At 69.3% G+C, this 14944-nt stretch carries 17 protein-coding genes and 1 tRNA gene; 1 reads left to right on the top strand and 17 read right to left on the bottom strand.

What is annotated here, in order from left to right:
• Positions 1-16 precede the first annotated feature (16 nt).
• Entirely contained in the window at positions 17-232 is a 216-nt protein-coding gene (locus HRV97_RS04455; protein ID WP_174192427.1) for a DUF3072 domain-containing protein, read from the top strand.
• Positions 233-330: 98 nt separating this feature from the next.
• On the opposite strand, the gene HRV97_RS04450 is transcribed toward HRV97_RS04455, so the two are convergent.
• The 17 genes from HRV97_RS04450 to HRV97_RS04370 form a co-directional block, all read right to left on the bottom strand.
• Positions 331-957: a tetratricopeptide repeat protein gene (locus HRV97_RS04450; protein ID WP_174192426.1), complete on the bottom strand. Its 627-nt coding sequence runs from the start codon at positions 955-957 to the stop codon at positions 331-333.
• Positions 958-988: 31 nt separating this feature from the next.
• On the bottom strand, positions 989-1423 hold the full coding sequence (gene ccmE / locus HRV97_RS04445; protein ID WP_174192425.1) for a cytochrome c maturation protein CcmE: 435 nt from the start codon (positions 1421-1423) through the stop codon (positions 989-991).
• Between the two features lie 97 nt (positions 1424-1520).
• Positions 1521-2246, bottom strand: coding sequence for a heme ABC transporter permease CcmC (gene ccmC / locus HRV97_RS04440; RefSeq protein ID WP_174192424.1), 726 nt, complete (start codon positions 2244-2246; stop codon positions 1521-1523).
• Positions 2247-2310: 64 nt separating this feature from the next.
• The gene (locus HRV97_RS04435) at positions 2311-3357 is read right to left on the bottom strand and encodes a Leu/Phe/Val dehydrogenase (protein WP_174192423.1); all 1047 of its coding nucleotides are present in this window, start codon (positions 3355-3357) and stop codon (positions 2311-2313) included.
• Positions 3358-3380: 23 nt separating this feature from the next.
• A tRNA-His gene (locus tag HRV97_RS04430) sits at positions 3381-3457 on the bottom strand.
• Between the two features lie 151 nt (positions 3458-3608).
• Complete coding sequence (gene gspN, locus HRV97_RS04425; protein WP_174192422.1) at positions 3609-4331, bottom strand: type II secretion system protein N; 723 nt, start codon at positions 4329-4331, stop codon at positions 3609-3611.
• A complete protein-coding gene (gene gspM, locus HRV97_RS04420) occupies positions 4331-4807 on the bottom strand; it encodes a type II secretion system protein GspM (protein ID WP_174192421.1) in 477 nt (158 codons plus the stop codon). Before gspM ends, gspN begins: the two co-directional genes overlap by 1 nt.
• A gap of 16 nt (positions 4808-4823) precedes the next feature.
• Complete coding sequence (gspL, locus tag HRV97_RS04415) at positions 4824-5936, bottom strand: type II secretion system protein GspL (protein WP_174192420.1); 1113 nt, start codon at positions 5934-5936, stop codon at positions 4824-4826.
• Positions 5933-6901 (bottom strand): type II secretion system minor pseudopilin GspK, encoded by a 969-nt coding sequence (gene gspK, locus HRV97_RS04410; protein ID WP_174192419.1) that lies wholly within the window; start codon positions 6899-6901, stop codon positions 5933-5935. Before gspK ends, gspL begins: the two co-directional genes overlap by 4 nt.
• Entirely contained in the window at positions 6888-7559 is a 672-nt protein-coding gene (gene gspJ, locus HRV97_RS04405; protein WP_174192418.1) for a type II secretion system minor pseudopilin GspJ, read from the bottom strand. Before gspJ ends, gspK begins: the two co-directional genes overlap by 14 nt.
• Before the next feature lie 5 nt (positions 7560-7564).
• Entirely contained in the window at positions 7565-7957 is a 393-nt protein-coding gene (gene gspI, locus HRV97_RS04400; RefSeq protein WP_174192417.1) for a type II secretion system minor pseudopilin GspI, read from the bottom strand.
• Positions 7944-8426: a GspH/FimT family pseudopilin gene (locus HRV97_RS04395; protein ID WP_174192416.1), complete on the bottom strand. Its 483-nt coding sequence runs from the start codon at positions 8424-8426 to the stop codon at positions 7944-7946. Before HRV97_RS04395 ends, gspI begins: the two co-directional genes overlap by 14 nt.
• 27 nt (positions 8427-8453) lie before the next feature.
• Positions 8454-8891, bottom strand: a complete 438-nt coding sequence (gene gspG, locus HRV97_RS04390) for a type II secretion system major pseudopilin GspG (RefSeq protein ID WP_174192415.1) — start codon at positions 8889-8891, stop codon at positions 8454-8456.
• Positions 8892-8899: 8 nt separating this feature from the next.
• Entirely contained in the window at positions 8900-10123 is a 1224-nt protein-coding gene (gspF, locus tag HRV97_RS04385) for a type II secretion system inner membrane protein GspF (RefSeq protein ID WP_174192414.1), read from the bottom strand.
• A 110-nt stretch (positions 10124-10233) separates the two neighbouring features.
• Entirely contained in the window at positions 10234-11865 is a 1632-nt protein-coding gene (locus HRV97_RS04380) for a GspE/PulE family protein (protein WP_174192413.1), read from the bottom strand.
• Positions 11862-14099, bottom strand: a complete 2238-nt coding sequence (gene gspD / locus HRV97_RS04375) for a type II secretion system secretin GspD (RefSeq protein ID WP_174192412.1) — start codon at positions 14097-14099, stop codon at positions 11862-11864. The genes HRV97_RS04380 and gspD overlap by 4 nt, the downstream gene beginning before the upstream one ends.
• Positions 14099-14902, bottom strand: a complete 804-nt coding sequence (locus HRV97_RS04370) for a type II secretion system protein N (protein WP_174192411.1) — start codon at positions 14900-14902, stop codon at positions 14099-14101. The genes gspD and HRV97_RS04370 overlap by 1 nt, the downstream gene beginning before the upstream one ends.
• Positions 14903-14944 lie beyond the last annotated feature (42 nt).

Raw genomic sequence — 14944 nt, 5'->3', positions numbered from 1 at the left:
CGAAAGGATCATGACCATGAGCGACACCAACCCCAAGTCCGAGCCATTCAGCAACGCCGAGAAGGATCCGTCCGACTGGACCACCGGTGGTGAGGCGATGACCGGCGCGCAGGCCAGCTACCTGAAGACGCTGAGCGAAGAAGCGCACGAGGAGTTCGACGACTCGCTGACCAAGGCCGATGCGTCGAAGAAGATCGACGAATTGCAGGAAAAGACCGGCCGGGGCCAGTAAGCCTCCAGCACAGCAGACGCGACGGTCAGCGATCGTCGCGTCCGCGCCGCTACGTCGCCGCTAACCCAATCAGTGGCTCAATCGAGCGCCAACGAAAATCAGTTGGCAGCACTCGCACGCAGCACGCGATCGAGCAGTCCCAGCCGTACGCCAATCTCCTGCCGATAAACCGTCCCCACGGGCGACAACGCAAATGCCCGACGCCAGTACGACCGTGCAGTGGCGAAATCGCCCATCCGCACATAAGCCAGCCCGGCGTAAAATGGCGGTGCCGGATGCTCGGGCGCTAGCTGTGCTGCGCGACGGAACGCGAGCAGCGCGGGCGGTTGCACCTGCCCGGCGTCACTCGACAGCGTCGTACCCAACCACGTCCAGGCGATGAAACTGCTGGGCAGCTTGCGCACCGCGCCCAGCATCACCTGCGCCGCGGCACGCGTGTCGCCGCTGCGCGCCATCGCGTCCGACGCGATCAGATAGGCCGTATCCTGCGTGTAGCGACCGAGCAGGCTGTCGCGCAGCGCGATCATCTCGGGCTCGATCGGTGCTGCGTCGATCTGCGGCGCGGCCGCGGTTGCGGCCAACAACGGGCGGCCCTGCCACGCATAGCCGGCCGCACCCAGGAACAACGCGGCACCGACCAGCGACCACAACGGCCGTGCGACCCGCAAGGTGACCAAGGCCGCAAACGCCGCACCACCCAGTAGCGCAAGCGTCAGATAGCCCATCGCGCGTGCTCCATCCTGCCCGGCACGATGCTCATTGCTCCAACGTCTTCGTCTCGTGCATCCGCCCCTTCATCTCAGGCGGCATGTACTTCTCGTCGTGCTTGGCGAGCAGGTTGGTCGCGGTGAACGAACCGTCTGGATTGAAATGCCCCTCGGCGACCACACCCGACTTCTCGCGGAACAGGTCGGGCGCGATGCCTGTAAAGCGCACCGGCGTCGTCGCCTTCCCATCGGTCACGACGAAGTCGATCGACACGCCATCGCCTGCCTGGCGGATCGACCGGTCCGCCACCATGCCGCCCAGTCGCACCGCCTTGTCGGCCGCGGGCAATCCGCGCGCGACGTCGGAGGGCGCGTAGAAGAACGCCGCCTGATCCTTCAACCCCGACAGCGCCAGCACCGCCGCCAGCGCGATCGCGAGCACGCCCGCCCCCACGAGCGCCATTCGCTGGTTCTTGGCCGTCACTTTTCCGCGCGCCGCATCGCGAGATAGCTAACGATCGACAGCAATGCCGCGCCACCCAGCGTCACACCATAGGCAGCCGCCACGAAGGGCCAGGCGTTCACGCCGCCGCCTTTCGCCGCAGCCGCGCCTCAGCCTTGGCGGTTGCAAGAAGCGCGCGCATCCGCATCAGCACGATGGCGGCGAACAGCAGGGTGAACCCGACGAGCGTGAACGGCAGCGGCCACAGGATCGAGCGGTCGATCGTCGATTGCGTCAGCCCAATGCTCGGTCCTTGATGCAGCGTATTCCACCACACCACCGAGTAGCGGATGATCGGCAGCAGCACCGATCCGGCGATCCCGTACAGCGCGGGTATCTCGCCCGCCCCGCCGCGTTCGCGGTCGGCGCGCGACAACGCCATATAGCCGAGATAGACAAACAACAGCAGCAGCATCGACGTCAACCGCCCGTCCCACTGCCAGTACGTGCCCCAGGTCGGCCGCCCCCAGATGGCACCCGTCACCAGACAGATTGCGGCAAATACCGCACCCGGCACCGCAATCGCCCGCGCCGCGATCGCCGCCAACGGATGCCGCCAGACGAGGAATGCAATGCTCGACACCGCGATGCCGCTCCATCCGCCCATCCCTAGCCACGCGGCGGGAACGTGCAAGTAGATGATTCGAACGCTCTCGCCCTGTAGATAGTCTGGCGGCGTCAATGTCAGCCCGGCCCAGACACCGAACGCGATCAGTCCAGCGCCGAGCCAGAACAGCACCGGCGTCAGCGGCCGCGCGATCTTCAGGAAACGCGCCGGATTGGCAAAGGCGTGAAGCGCGGGCACGAAGCTACCGTTAGATCAGCCGAACGCGCGCGTCACGCTCGAGCCACGTCAACGCGAACGCGGCTCAGCGCCCGATCAGGCGCCGCGCCATGCGGTCGGCGACCTCGGCCGCTGGGTCACCCGTCGCTTCGCTCTCGTCCCACACCTGGTGCAGCCGCTCGGGGATGCGTGCGATCCGCGCCATCACCTCGGCCTCGTCGCCGTGGCCGAGATATTCGAGCCCGACGTTGATGATGCCGCCCGCGTTGATGACGTAATCGGGTGCGTAGGTGATGCCCGCGTCGTGCAACCGCTGCCCTTCCGCGGCGGTCGCGAGCTGGTTGTTCGCGCCGCCCGCGACGATCTTCGCCTTCAACCGCCCAATCGACTCCTCGGTCAGGATCGCACCCAGCGCATTCGGGCTAACGATATCGGCATCAGCGAACAGGATCTCGTCGGCCGGCGCCGTGGTCGCGCCCAGCTCGGTCGCCATCCGCTCAGCGCGCGCAGTATCGACGTCGGCGAGCGTCAGCACCGCCCCGTCCTTTGCCAGCAGCTTGGCAAGCCCGCCGCCGACCGAGCCGACGCCTTGGATCGCGACGCGCACGCCGCGCATGTCGTCGCTGCCCAAGCCCCGCTTGGCGGCTGCCTTGACCCCCAGATACACGCCGTGCGCGGTGTAAGGACCCGGGTCACCCCCCGCTGCGCCCTCGGCGACCGGGAGCCCTGAAACGTACTTGGTCTCGCCCGCGATTACCTTCATGCGCGCTTCGGACATGCCGACGTCCTCGGCTGTCACGTAACGCCCCCCGAGCGACTCGACCTTCTGGCCGAACGCGCGCAGCTGTTCCTCGCTGATGACCGCGCCCGGCTTGTCGGCCAGGATCACGCCCTTGCCGCCGCCCAGCTCCAGCCCCGCCATCGCGTTCTTGTAGCTCATGCCGCGCGACAGACGCAGCGCGTCGGTGATCGCGCCCGCGCCGCTCGCGTAATGCCAGAAGCGCGCGCCGCCCGCTGCCGGCCCGAGCGCGGTCGAGTGGATCGCGATCACGGCCTTCAACCCCGAGGCGGGATCGGTGAACAGGTGGACGCCCTCGTGGTCGTCGAAATCAGGGAAGCCCCAGTTCGCCATAACGCTCCAGCCGGGTAGATTGATGGGGCGACCGACGGGACTTGAACCCGCAACTTCCGGCATCACAAGCCGGCGCTCTAACCAATTGAACTACGGTCGCCGCGAAGACCCGCGCTTTAGTCACGCGCGCAACAATCCGTCAACCGACAAAGTGCGCGCTCAAGGTCCGCCTCCTCTACTCCCGTCGGTGACAAGGGAGGAGCCGCAGATGGGCAGGCACGACACGAAGCAGCCAAGCTCCGAGGATGCCCCTAGAACCGCCCCTCGATCGCCAGCATCCGCGCCGCCCCGTTTGCCACGAACCCGGCGGTGTCGAGCCGCGTCGCGACCGCCGGATCGCTCGGCACCAGCGTCAATTCAGCCCGGTAACGCCCGTCCGCCCATAGCCGCAACGCCGCGCCCTCGGTCCCCGCGGCGCTGACCAGCGGCAGCAGCAGCGCGCCACCGTCGCATCGCGCCGTCCCGCTCACCGCGCCCGGCAGCGTCGCGCCCAGGAACGTTCCCGCGATCTCCGCGCGCACGCGTCCCTCGGCCGCCTCGCACGCCCCGTCGACGAAGCGCACGCTCACCTCGTCCAGGTTGAGTGCGGTGACCGGCAGCGGCGCGAAGGCGCTGCCCGGCTCGATCGGCCCGGTCGCGCCGATCACGCCCGCGCGGTTGCGCGACAGCTCGACCGTCCCCGACAGTGGCTGTACCGCGCCACCGCCGCGGCTTTCCAGCGCAACCCGCGCGCGCCCGATCAGCAGCGCCAGCGGCGACACCCGCGCGTCGAGATCACCTAGCGCCAGATCGCCGAAGCGCGCCTCGCTCAACCGTCCCGACCAGACGCTGCCGCGCACCTCGCGCGCCGCGAACCCTTGATCGTCCAGCCCCGCCCAACCGAGCACCAGCCGCAGCGGCAGCAGCGCCACCATCGCCACCACGAACATCGCCAGGAACAGCGTCCGCCGGTTGGTCGTCAACCGTATCCGCATCACGCGGCTCGCGCCTTCAGCGTCATCTGCGCGGTCACCATGCCGTCGCCATTGCCGCGCACGCTCAATCCGTCGACCAGCACGCCGTCATTCTCCAGATTGCCGATCCACGCCATCAGCGCGCCGGCCTTGGCGGTCGCGATCGAGGCGCGAACGCGGTCGTTCGCCTCGGGCTCCAACGTCACCAGCGCGAACCCCGCGGCCTCAGCGCGCGCGCGCACCTCGTCGGCGAGCGGCAGTTGCACCGGGCGCGGTTGCCGCCGCTGGATCGCCTTCACCGCGGCGAGCTCCCGCTCCGCCTCCCCTACGCGCACCACCGCGTCGGCGTAGCGCTCGCGCGTCGAGGACAGGCCATTGCGCACCGGGCGGATCACCAGCCCCCACACGATCGTCACCGCCAGCAATCCCAGCATCACCAGGATCAGGCGCCGCTCGCGCAAGCTCCGCCCGGAGAACCAGGCACGCACGTCGTTCATGCGTCCGCTCCCCACATCACGGCGCCACCGTCAGGTCGCCCGACAAACGCCCGCCCGCCTGCTGGAACACGCCACTCGTCACGGTGAAGCCCGCGCGCTCCAACTGCGTCTTGACTGTATTCGCCTGCCCCTCACCCGCGACCGACAAGGACACGCGCAGCGCGCCGGTCGGCTGGAAATCGAGTGCGGTCACCTCGCTGTCGGGCACGGCCTGAACGATCTGGTACACCGCCGCCGCGGTGCGGCTGAACCCGCTGCCCGGACCGCGCAGCCGCGACAGCCGCTCGCCCAGCATACGGCTCGCATCACCCTCGCCCGCGCCGCGCGGCAATCCCTGCCGCGCCACCGCCGCGGCACGCGCTTCCATCGTGTCCGCCCCGAACGAGTAACGCGCGATCCGCACCAGATCGATCGCCAGCGTCGCCAGCAGGATCATCGCGACCAGCAGCCCCAGCCGCCTGACCAGCGCCCAATCGATCGACCGCCGCGTCCGCCGCGCGAACGGCCCTTGCCTCAGGTCGAGCGGCCACGCGGACGCCGCGCTCGCCGCCGCACGCCACACCTCGTCGCGCGCCAGCGCCACCGGCTCGGCATCGCCGACGATCAGCTCGGTCAGCCGTGCCTCGTCGGCAAAACCGGCGGAGCGCCCGCGCATCACCGCCTGCCCGCCGACCTCGCCGCGCAGCCAGCCCTCCTCGGGTTCGGGCAGCAGCAGCGGCGCGGGCACCATCGCGACGGGATCGACGCCGCGCGCGTTCATCTCTGCGAGCCACGCCGCCATGCGCTCGGGTGCGACCACCGCGATCGCGCGCTCCTCACCTTCGACCCCGGCGCGCGCCTCGCCGATCGCGACGTGCAGATCGGCGGGCGTCGCGGTCGCGTCGCTCACCACGATCCGCGCCGCCGCCGCCGCCTGCGCCGCCGATCGCGCCGGGATCGCCGCCCAGTGAAGCGTCACCGCATCGGCGGGCGCGACCGCGACGACCGGCACGCTCGCGTCCAGCTGGGCGGGCGGCATGCCCTCGCCCTCGTCGTGCGCCGCCGCACCGTCCGCGCCGTCGCGGAACCGCCACCAGCGCCACGGCTGGTCTGCCTGCTGGGGCACGAAGAGGAGCGTCGCCGCCGTCATGATACGTCGCCCCATTGCCGCGCAACGAGCCGCGCGGGAAGGGCCCGCGCGTCGATCAATCCTTGTTCATGCAATTCGGCGCCATTCGCAACCACGTCGATCGTTAGCGCGAACCACCCGGTCTTCACCCCCGTCTGCCCCTTTCCATCCATCGCAGGCGTCCCCGCCCCCGCGAGCGACAGCGCATTCCACACCGGATCGGTCGTGGCGTAACCCTGTTCTGGCCGCCGCAGCAGCACACCCCGCGCCGCCTCCACCCCGCCGCCCGTCTCGATCAGCATCGCGAGCAACGGTGCCTGCTCGGGCAGCAGCGTGTTGACGTTGATCGTCGCACGCTCGACCGTCGGCAACGCGCACAGCCACGGACGAAGCGCGGCATATTGCTCCGCCGTCACCCTCGACACTGCCCGCAATTCGCTCACGTCCGCCATCAGCGTCCCCGCGGTGCGGTAGCCGCGATACGCGCCATCCTCCGCTCCACCCGGCAGCGCGGCATCGTCGGTGTCGATGAAGTCCACCGTCGCCGCGGGGATTGCGTCACCCTGCGGCACGCGCAGCAAGCGGATCAGCCGCTGAAATTGCAGCAGCGTCTGGTTGTTGGCGGCATAGGTGCCGTCGTCGCCGCGCACCACCAGGCTGTTCAAGTTGAAGCAGTTGCCCCCGTCACGCACCCGCGCGGTCGCGACTCCGCCGGGGATCGGCAAACCGAACGGCCGGTCGCTCCATCCACCCAGCAGCGCGACGCGGTCGCCAGCCTTGCTGAGCAAGCTCGTCACCCGCGTCGTTGCCAGCGTCTCGGCGGCATAAGCGTAGCCGCGCGCGGCATCGAGCGCACCAGCGTTGGCGGTCAGCCGCGTCGACACGCGCAACCGCTCCAGCGCGGTCGCCGCCAAAACCACGATCACCGCGACCAGCAGCAGCACCGTCAGCAGCGCCGCGCCGCGCTCACCGTCACCGCGGCGCATTGGGCGTCGGCGTCGGTATTGGGAACGGATTGACGCCCGGCGCACCACTCACGCGAGCACGCGGCGAACCGGTGCCGACCAGGAAAAGCATGCGGTAGCTGCGCCCGTCCTCACGTACCAGCGTAAGCTCGGCCGCCTGCGGCAAGGCAGCGACGGGCGTCCCCTCCCAGCGGTCGCTCCACGCGCCGGCGTAGCGGAACCGCCACGTCGCCTGCCGCACCCCCTCGACGATCAGCGCCGCAGGGAGCGGTGCCGCGCCGTCGAGCGCGGGATAGCCGACACGCTCGATCCCACTCGCGGTCAGTTGATATTCGACCTTCTGCAACGTCGCGCGCGGCGACTGGTCGATGTTGCTCCACCCGCCACGCACCAGCCGCAGCATCGGCACTTGCCCCGACCCGCCGGTAAAGGCGGGCAGCCGTGTGCCGTTCTGGTCACGCGTGGGCCGGTCGACCGCCTGCGCTAGGTCCGCGGTCAGGATCGACGACAGCCGGTTAATCGCGCCGATGTCGTCCAGCGCCGCGCCCGATGCACCCTGCGCGCGCACGCTGAACGCCAGCAGCGCGACACCCGCGGCGGCGATCATGCCGAAGATCATCAGCGCGATCATGACCTCGATCAGCGTGAAGCCGGCCTGCCCTTGAGTTTTTTTTGGCATGCGCCTCACTGCTGCACGCTCGCCAGTTGCGCGGGCGGCCGGATCATCGTCGCGCGACCCAGCACCGCGCCTTGGCTGTCCGCCACCGCCACGTCGACGCGCATCACGTCGCCGTCGCCGATCGCGCGCACGTCACGCACCCAGCGCCACGTGCGCCCGCCGTTCTGCTCGGCGCCGCTCACGCGCCCGCGCGTCGGCGGCTGCACGCCGCTCACCGCCTCCACCGCCACGTTCCGTGCGACGATTTGCGCGAGCAATGTGGATTGCAGTAGCGCCGTCGACCGGATCGTCGCCCCTTCCAGCCGGATCAGCGCCAGCGCGGCAAGACTGAACACCGCCAGCGCGACCATGATCTCGATCAGCGTGAAGCCGCTGTCCCGAACACTAACCCGCGACACGAACGCTCCCGTCCGCCGCGATCGCGACGCTCGCGCTCGTCCCATCGCGCCGCAGCGATACGGTGAGCGACTTGTCGGCCAGTCCGGTCGTATCGAACGTCACCCGCTCGCGCGCCATCCCTGTCGCGCCGGTTCCCTGGCTCCAGCGCTCGACCCGCAGCGGCTTCTCGACCATCGCCGCCCAGCGTCCGCCGCGCCACTGATCGAACCCGTAGCCGCTCGGCGTCACCCACACGCTCACCGGTCGCGCGTCAATAATCGCGCTGTCGTGCGCCGCGCGCACCCGCGTCGCGAAGCGTGCCGCCTCGTCCATCAACCGCCCACGCGGATCGGGCATCGCGAGCACCGCGACCGCGGAGGCGAGCCCGATGATCGTCACCACGACCATCAGCTCGATAAGCGTAAAACCCCGGTCGGCCGGGCGCAGCGCCGACGTCGAGCCCGGCTCGGCAATCCGGTTACATCGCATCAGATCGGCTCGCCGGCTCGGCCCACCTTACTGCCAGCTACCAATATCGGCATTGATCCCCTCGCCGCCGTCCTTGCCGTCGGCGCCCAGCGTCCAGATATCCGCCGCACCATGCTGCCCGGGCGAGGCGTACAGATATGCGCGGTTCCACGGGTCCTCGGGCAAGCGCTTGATATACCCGCCCGCCTGATAGCGCGACGCATCGACCCCCGCGGGCGCGCTCACCAGCGCCTGCAGCCCCTGCGAGGTGGTTGGATAGCTACCCTGCTGGAGCCGGTACATTTCCAGCCCCTGCTCGATCGTCGCGATGTCGGCCTTCGCCTTCTGAATGCGCGCGGTGTCGCCCGAGGGCAGCACGTTCAACGCCACGATGGTCGCGAGCAGACCGATGATGACGATCACCACCATCAGCTCGACGAGCGTGAAACCGTTCTTGCGCCGGCGCTTCTTCTGTTCGGTACGCATAATCTCTCTCACTGTCCCGCGAGCGTGTTGAGCTGGAGGATCGGAAGCAGGATGGATAGCACGATCGTCGCCACGATACCGCCCATGATGACGATGATCAGCGGCTCCAGCAGCGACAGCGCAGTCGCGGTGAAGCGGTCGAACTCGCGCTCCATGTAATCCGCCGCGCGCTCGAGCATCTCGTCCAGCCGCCCCGCCGCCTCGCCCGACGCCGCCAGATAGACGAGCAGCGGCGGGAACACGGCCGTCCGCCGCATCGCCGCCGACAGGCTGCCGCCCCCGCGGATCGCGTCGGTGATCTCGTCCGACGCCGCCTTCAATCGCCGGTTGTGGATCGTCCCCGCGGTCAGGTTGAGCCCTTCCAAGAGCGGCAACCGGCTTGCTACCATCGTCGACAGCGTCCGCGCCATCCGCGCCGCGTGCAGGTCGCGCAGCAACCGCCCGACGAGCGGCACACGCAGCAGCCAGGTGTCGAACGCCAGCCGGATCGGCGCTTGCCGGAGCGCCGCCCAAGCCCCCAGCCCGGCGAGCACCAGCACCAGCAGCATCGCCCACCAGTAATCCGTGATCGCCGCTGACAGCGCAATCACCATCCGCGTCAGGAACGGCAACTCCTGCCCGACGGTATCGAATTGCTCCACCACCTGCGGCACCACGAACGCCATCAGCGCGATCACGACCCCCATCGCGACCGTCGCCAGCACCGCCGGGTATGCCATCGCGGTAAACAGCTTGCCCCTGATCTCCGCCTGTCGCTCCAGCAGCAGCGACAATCGCTCCATGATCTCAGGCAGCGACCCCGAACTCTCCCCCGCCGCCACCATCGCGCGGTACAGCGGCGGAAAGCTCTTCGGCTCGCGCGCCATTGCGTCCGCCAGGCGCCGCCCCTCGGTCACGCCCGCGTGGACGTTCTGCACGATCACGCGCACGCGCTCCTGTTCGGTCTGGCGCGACACGGTGCGCAGGCTTTCCTCCAGCGGCGAAACGCGGTTCAACGTCGCCAACTGCCGCGTGAACAAGGTCAATTGCTTGCCCGACATCTTTGCACGACCGAGCTCGAGCCCGAACAGCGGCCGCCCCTTGCTCGCCGGTGCGCTCCCCGCCTCGATCTTGACCACGAACAACCGCCGCCGATCGAGCACCGCGCGCGCCGCCTCAACCGACGCCGCCGCGACATGCCCGCGCGCCTCGTTCCCGCGCGTGTCGATCGCGACATAGTCGAAGTCAGCCATCTATCCTCCCCAATTTGGGGAGGGGGACCAGCCGAAGGCTGGTGGAGGGGCGCTGCGGCGAACGACACATTAGTCCAGCAGGCGCGAACCTTACCTTACGAGACGTCACCTCAATGCGCATCTGCGATCGCCGCCTCAGCCGCATCGGCCGCGACAAGCCTCTCCTGCGGCGTGTCGGTCGCGTCCGCCCGGCTGACCCGCACCGCTTCCTCCGCAGTTGTGCGCCCTTCCTCGACCAGCCGCCGCGCGGCACCCGCCAGCGTGTCGCGCGCCGGATCGGCGAAGGCGTGCCGCGCGATCGCGTCCTCGTCGCCGCCATCGTTGATCAGCCGGCGGATCACGGAGTCGACCCGCACCGCCTCGTACACGCCGATCCGCCCGCGAAACCCCGTCCGGTTGCACTCCTCGCACCCGACCGCCTCGTACACCAGTGCGTCGGCAGCGATCCCGAGCAAAGGCGCCACCGTCTCACGCGCCGGCACCGCGCGCCGGCACGTCGGGCACAACCGCCTGACCAACCGCTGCGCGATCACCGCGCGCAGCGTCGAGGCGAGGAGGAACGGCTCGACCTTCATGTCGCGCATCCGCGTAATCGCGCCGACCGCGTCGTTGGTGTGGACGGTGGAGAGCACCAGGTGCCCCGTCAGCGACGCCTGCACCGCGATCTCCGCCGTCTCGCGATCGCGAATTTCGCCGATCATCACCGTGTCGGGGTCCTGCCGCAGGATCGCGCGCAGCCCGGCGGCGAAGGTCAGCCCGACCTTGGCATTGACCTGCGTCTGCCCCACCCCCTCGACCGCATATTCGACCGGGTCCTCGACCGTCAGGATGTTTCGACTGCCGTCGTTCAACAGGCGCAGCGCCGCGTAGAGCGTCGTCGTCTTGCCGCTGCCGGTCGGCCCGGTCACCAGCACGATCCCGTTTGGAACCGATATCGCCTCGCGCAGTAGCGCGTTCATCTCCGCGCTCATGCCCAGCGCGTCGAGGTCGATACCCGCATTCTCCTTGTCGAGGATACGCAGCACCACGCGCTCGCCCGCGCGTGCCGGCAGCGTCGAGACGCGCACGTCGAGCAACTTGCCCCCCAGTGTAAGCCCCATGCGCCCGTCCTGCGGCACGCGCCGCTCGGCAATGTCCAACCGCGCCATCACCTTGATGCGGCTGACCACTACCGGCGCGACGTGAGGCGGCATCCGCAACGTCTCGCGCAGCACGCCGTCGATCCGCATGCGGATAACCAGCCCCGTCTCGTACGGCTCGATGTGAATATCCGACACGCCGTTGCGCGCCGCGTCCGCAATCACGCCGTTGATCAGCCGGATCGCCGGCGCATCGTCGGCGGTGTCGAGCAGGTCGTCCGCAGTCGGCAATCCTTCCGCCAGCAGGTCGAGTTCGTCGCCCATCCCCACCGCCGCCGCCGCGGTCGCCTGTCCGTCCATCGCGTAATTGTCGGAGAGCAGCCGGTCGAACGCCGCCGCCTCGATCACCGCGACGTCGAACGCCCGCCCCAGCACGCGCCGCACCTCGATCAACGCGCGCGGATCGCTCCCCTCGCGCAGCGCGACGCGGTCGCCGTCGAGCGCGACGCCGAACTTGCGCGCGAACGGATAGGGCAGATGCACCGGCGCGGTGACGCCCGCGACGACCTGCGGCACCTCGTCCAGCACCGCGTCCGCGTCAACCGGCACGACACCGCTCGACAGCGTCGGATCGACCGCGACTTCGGCGCCGGTGCGGATCATTTCGGCCGCGCCGGGATCGTCGACACCGAATTGCGATACACCGGCACGCCGACGCGCGGATCCTCGATGCTGCCGGGCTGCCCCGCGGGCGGAATCGGCGGCGCCGCGCCCATGTAATCACGCACCAACGCGTCGATCGACGGCTCGCTCGCCGGGTCCTGCAACCCCTGCTGCAATCGCAGGTAACCGTAGCGCTGCTCGGTCACGCGGCGATTGTCGGCGGCCGAGCGGATCACGGTCGGGCGGATGAAGATCATCAAATTGGTCTTGGCGCGCGATTTCGCCTTCGACTTGAACAGATTGCCCAGCACCGGAATGTCGCCCAGGAACGGGATCTTCTCGATCGTCCGCCGCTCCTCGTCGGAGAGCAACCCGCCGATTACCCCGATCGCGCCGTCGTCGACGGTCAGCACCGTCTCGACCTCGCGCTTGTTGAGGATCAGGTCCGAATTGTCACTCGACACCGGCCCCGCGATCGAGCTGACTTCGATGTGCAGGTTTAGCTTGATCGTGCCGCTCGAGTTCACCTGCGGGCGCACGTCCAGCCCGATGCCGACATTCTGCCGCTGCGTGGTGCGGAACGTATTGTCGAAATTGTTCGACAGCGCCTGCCCCGTCGTGATCGGGATCTCCTGCCCCACGAGGCTATGCGCTTCCTGATTGTCCAGCGTCATGATGTGCGGGACTTGGAGCAGGTTCGACTGATTGTCGCTCTTCACCGCCTGGATGATCGCGCCGAACAGCGTGTTACCGATCGTGCCGCCGAACCCGGCCAGCCCACCCGACGACTGGATGATCGAGTTGATCGCCGACTGCGTCAGCGTGTCGGCCGCGGGCGAGGTGCTGCGCGTCGTCGTCGTGCTGCCATCGGTATTGCGCGTGACCGTAGTCGAGGTCGCGAGCTGCTGTGCGCCGATCGCGCCCGCGATCTGCAGGATGTTGGGTGCGGAGTTGGAGAAGGTCGACGCGCCGAACGCCCCACCCGACAGATTGCCTAAGATGAACTGCGCGCCCAGCCGGTTGACGGTCGAATCGGACACTTCCGCCACGATCGCCTCGACCAGCACCTGCGCGCGGCGCGTGTCGAGTTGCTGGATCACTTCGGTCAATTGCCGCTGGATGTCGCCCGGTGCCGCGATCACGATCGCGTTCGCGCCCGCGAAGCGCGTCACCACCGCCGCGGTCCGCCCGCCCTGCCCCGTGATTGCCGCCTGCTGCGGCTGGCTGCCCGACTGCGTCGTTACGCTCTGCGGCGCGGTTGATTGCTGAAAGCTCGAAGAGTTTGACTGTTGCGAGATCGCGCCGCCGCTCGTCGGCCCGGTGCTGCTCGACCCGAAGTTCGCGCGCCCCAGCGCCTGTTCCTGCACCGCATCGGGCTGCTGCCCGACGAGCTGCTGGAGCACCGGCAGCAATTGCGCCGCGTCGGCATTCTCCAGGAACACCACCTTGATCTCGTTGGCGTTGCGCGCGCGCGTGTCGAGATCGCGCGCGACCGCCACCAGCCGCGCGACTGTTGATGGATCACCGCGGAGCGCAACCGCGTTCGAACTCTCGATCGCCACCGCCGACGCGCCGCCCGGCGTCACACCCGGCTGTCCACCGCCGCCACCCGCACCGCCGCCGATCAACTGCGTCAGCGCGGTCGCGACCTCCTTCGCGTTGGCGTTCCTGAGCGCCACGATCCGGGTCGAGGCGACGTCGGTATCGAACCGCCGTACCACCTCGCGCACGCGCCGCACGTTGTCGGCGAAGTCGACCACTACCAGGCTGTTGCCGCCGCGGTTCGCGGTCACCGATCCTTGCGCGCTCACCAGCGGACGCACCGTGTCGACCGCCTGCGTCGCGTCGGTCGAGCGCAGCCGGATGATCTCGGTCACCAACTGGTTGCGCGCCGCCCCGCGCAGCCCGATCCGCCCCGGCTGGCTCGCCGCATTGTCGATCGGCTGGACGCGCAGCGCGCCGTTCGCGGTCGGCACCGCCACCAGCCCGTTGGCGCGCAGCGTGGAGAGGAACACCTCGAAATATTCCGACCGCGACAGCGGTCGGTCAGTCACCACCGTCACCTTGCCTTGCACGCGATTGTCGATGATGAACGTCCGCCCGGTCACCTTCGCCGCGTCGGCGATGAACGCGCGAATGTCGGCATCGCGCACGTTGAGCGTCGTCTGCGCTACGGCGGGTGCGCCCGAGAGCGCGCACGACGCCAGCAGCGCCGCGGAGAGGATGTGCCGCATCACCGTGCCCCCGCCGGCAGCGTGACGGGCAGCGACTGCCCGCCGCGCTCGATCGTCACGCCCGTCGCCTGGCCGTTCTGCAACTGCTCGAGATCGGCGGCGCTGCCGATCGGGCGTCCCTGAATAGCGGTCACCACGTCGCCGTCCTGCAAGCCCGCCGCCTGGAACGCACCCTTGCCCTGCCCGCGCAGCGTCAACCCGGTCACACGCCCGCCATCGATCCGCGGGATCGCCGACAGATCGGCCCGCAGGTCGACCGCTGAGGGTGTCGCGGTCGCCGGCGTCGCCGCTCCGCCTGCTCCGGGCGCTGCCACCGGCGCGCTGTTGCCGTCGCTCTGCGGCAAGAACAGGTCCTCGCTCGCACCACCGCGGTCGAGCGTGACGTGATCGAACGCAACCGATTTCAACACCACACCCGGCGCCACTTCCTCACCCACGCTCACGCTTTTCTGCACCCCATCAGGCCCCGCGATGATCGCCGATCCGCGACCCTGCGCTTCATCGATCCGCGTGCCGAACAGCGTCAGTTGCAGCGACGTCACCGCCGCTGCCTGCGTCTGCACGCCGCTCACGCGGTAGAACGGATCGAAGCTCGCGAACACGCCCGCCGGATCGCCCGGCAGCACCGGACCCGCCGGCGCCCACGCCCCCAACGGCGCGATCGGCGTTACCACGGTCCACACCAGCCGCGCGCATTGCACCGCCAGCACGCCCAGCAGCGCGATCTCGGCGACCGAATAGACATTCACCACGGGCACCCGCCGCAGGATCGCCCGTGCCCGGGCGTCGAACTTCAATCGCATGCGCTTTGGCCAACTCCCCGCCCCACCGGCGCTAGGTCGGCG

This window comes from Sphingomonas hominis (assembly GCF_013328205.1).
In the GTDB taxonomy this organism is placed as follows: domain Bacteria; phylum Pseudomonadota; class Alphaproteobacteria; order Sphingomonadales; family Sphingomonadaceae; genus Sphingomonas; species Sphingomonas hominis.
The sequence above is the reverse complement of the archived record's forward strand: the minus strand, read 5'-3'. Positions and strand labels throughout refer to the sequence as shown.

Coding starts and splice junctions, on each gene's coding strand:
- gspD (WP_174192412.1), bottom strand. CDS start 14,099: ATGCGGCACATCCTCTCCGCGGCGCTGCTGGCGTCGTGCGCGCTCTCG.
- gspF (WP_174192414.1), bottom strand. CDS start 10,123: ATGGCTGACTTCGACTATGTCGCGATCGACACGCGCGGGAACGAGGCG.
- gspN (WP_174192422.1), bottom strand. CDS start 4,331: ATGCGGATACGGTTGACGACCAACCGGCGGACGCTGTTCCTGGCGATG.
- gspG (WP_174192415.1), bottom strand. CDS start 8,891: ATGCGTACCGAACAGAAGAAGCGCCGGCGCAAGAACGGTTTCACGCTC.
- gspM (WP_174192421.1), bottom strand. CDS start 4,807: ATGAACGACGTGCGTGCCTGGTTCTCCGGGCGGAGCTTGCGCGAGCGG.
- HRV97_RS04435 (WP_174192423.1), bottom strand. CDS start 3,357: ATGGCGAACTGGGGCTTCCCTGATTTCGACGACCACGAGGGCGTCCAC.
- gspK (WP_174192419.1), bottom strand. CDS start 6,901: ATGCGCCGCGGTGACGGTGAGCGCGGCGCGGCGCTGCTGACGGTGCTG.
- HRV97_RS04455 (WP_174192427.1), top strand. CDS start 17: ATGAGCGACACCAACCCCAAGTCCGAGCCATTCAGCAACGCCGAGAAG.
- gspJ (WP_174192418.1), bottom strand. CDS start 7,559: ATGCCAAAAAAAACTCAAGGGCAGGCCGGCTTCACGCTGATCGAGGTC.
- HRV97_RS04395 (WP_174192416.1), bottom strand. CDS start 8,426: ATGCGATGTAACCGGATTGCCGAGCCGGGCTCGACGTCGGCGCTGCGC.
- gspL (WP_174192420.1), bottom strand. CDS start 5,936: ATGACGGCGGCGACGCTCCTCTTCGTGCCCCAGCAGGCAGACCAGCCG.
- HRV97_RS04450 (WP_174192426.1), bottom strand. CDS start 957: ATGGGCTATCTGACGCTTGCGCTACTGGGTGGTGCGGCGTTTGCGGCC.
- HRV97_RS04380 (WP_174192413.1), bottom strand. CDS start 11,865: ATGATCCGCACCGGCGCCGAAGTCGCGGTCGATCCGACGCTGTCGAGC.
- HRV97_RS04370 (WP_174192411.1), bottom strand. CDS start 14,902: ATGCGATTGAAGTTCGACGCCCGGGCACGGGCGATCCTGCGGCGGGTG.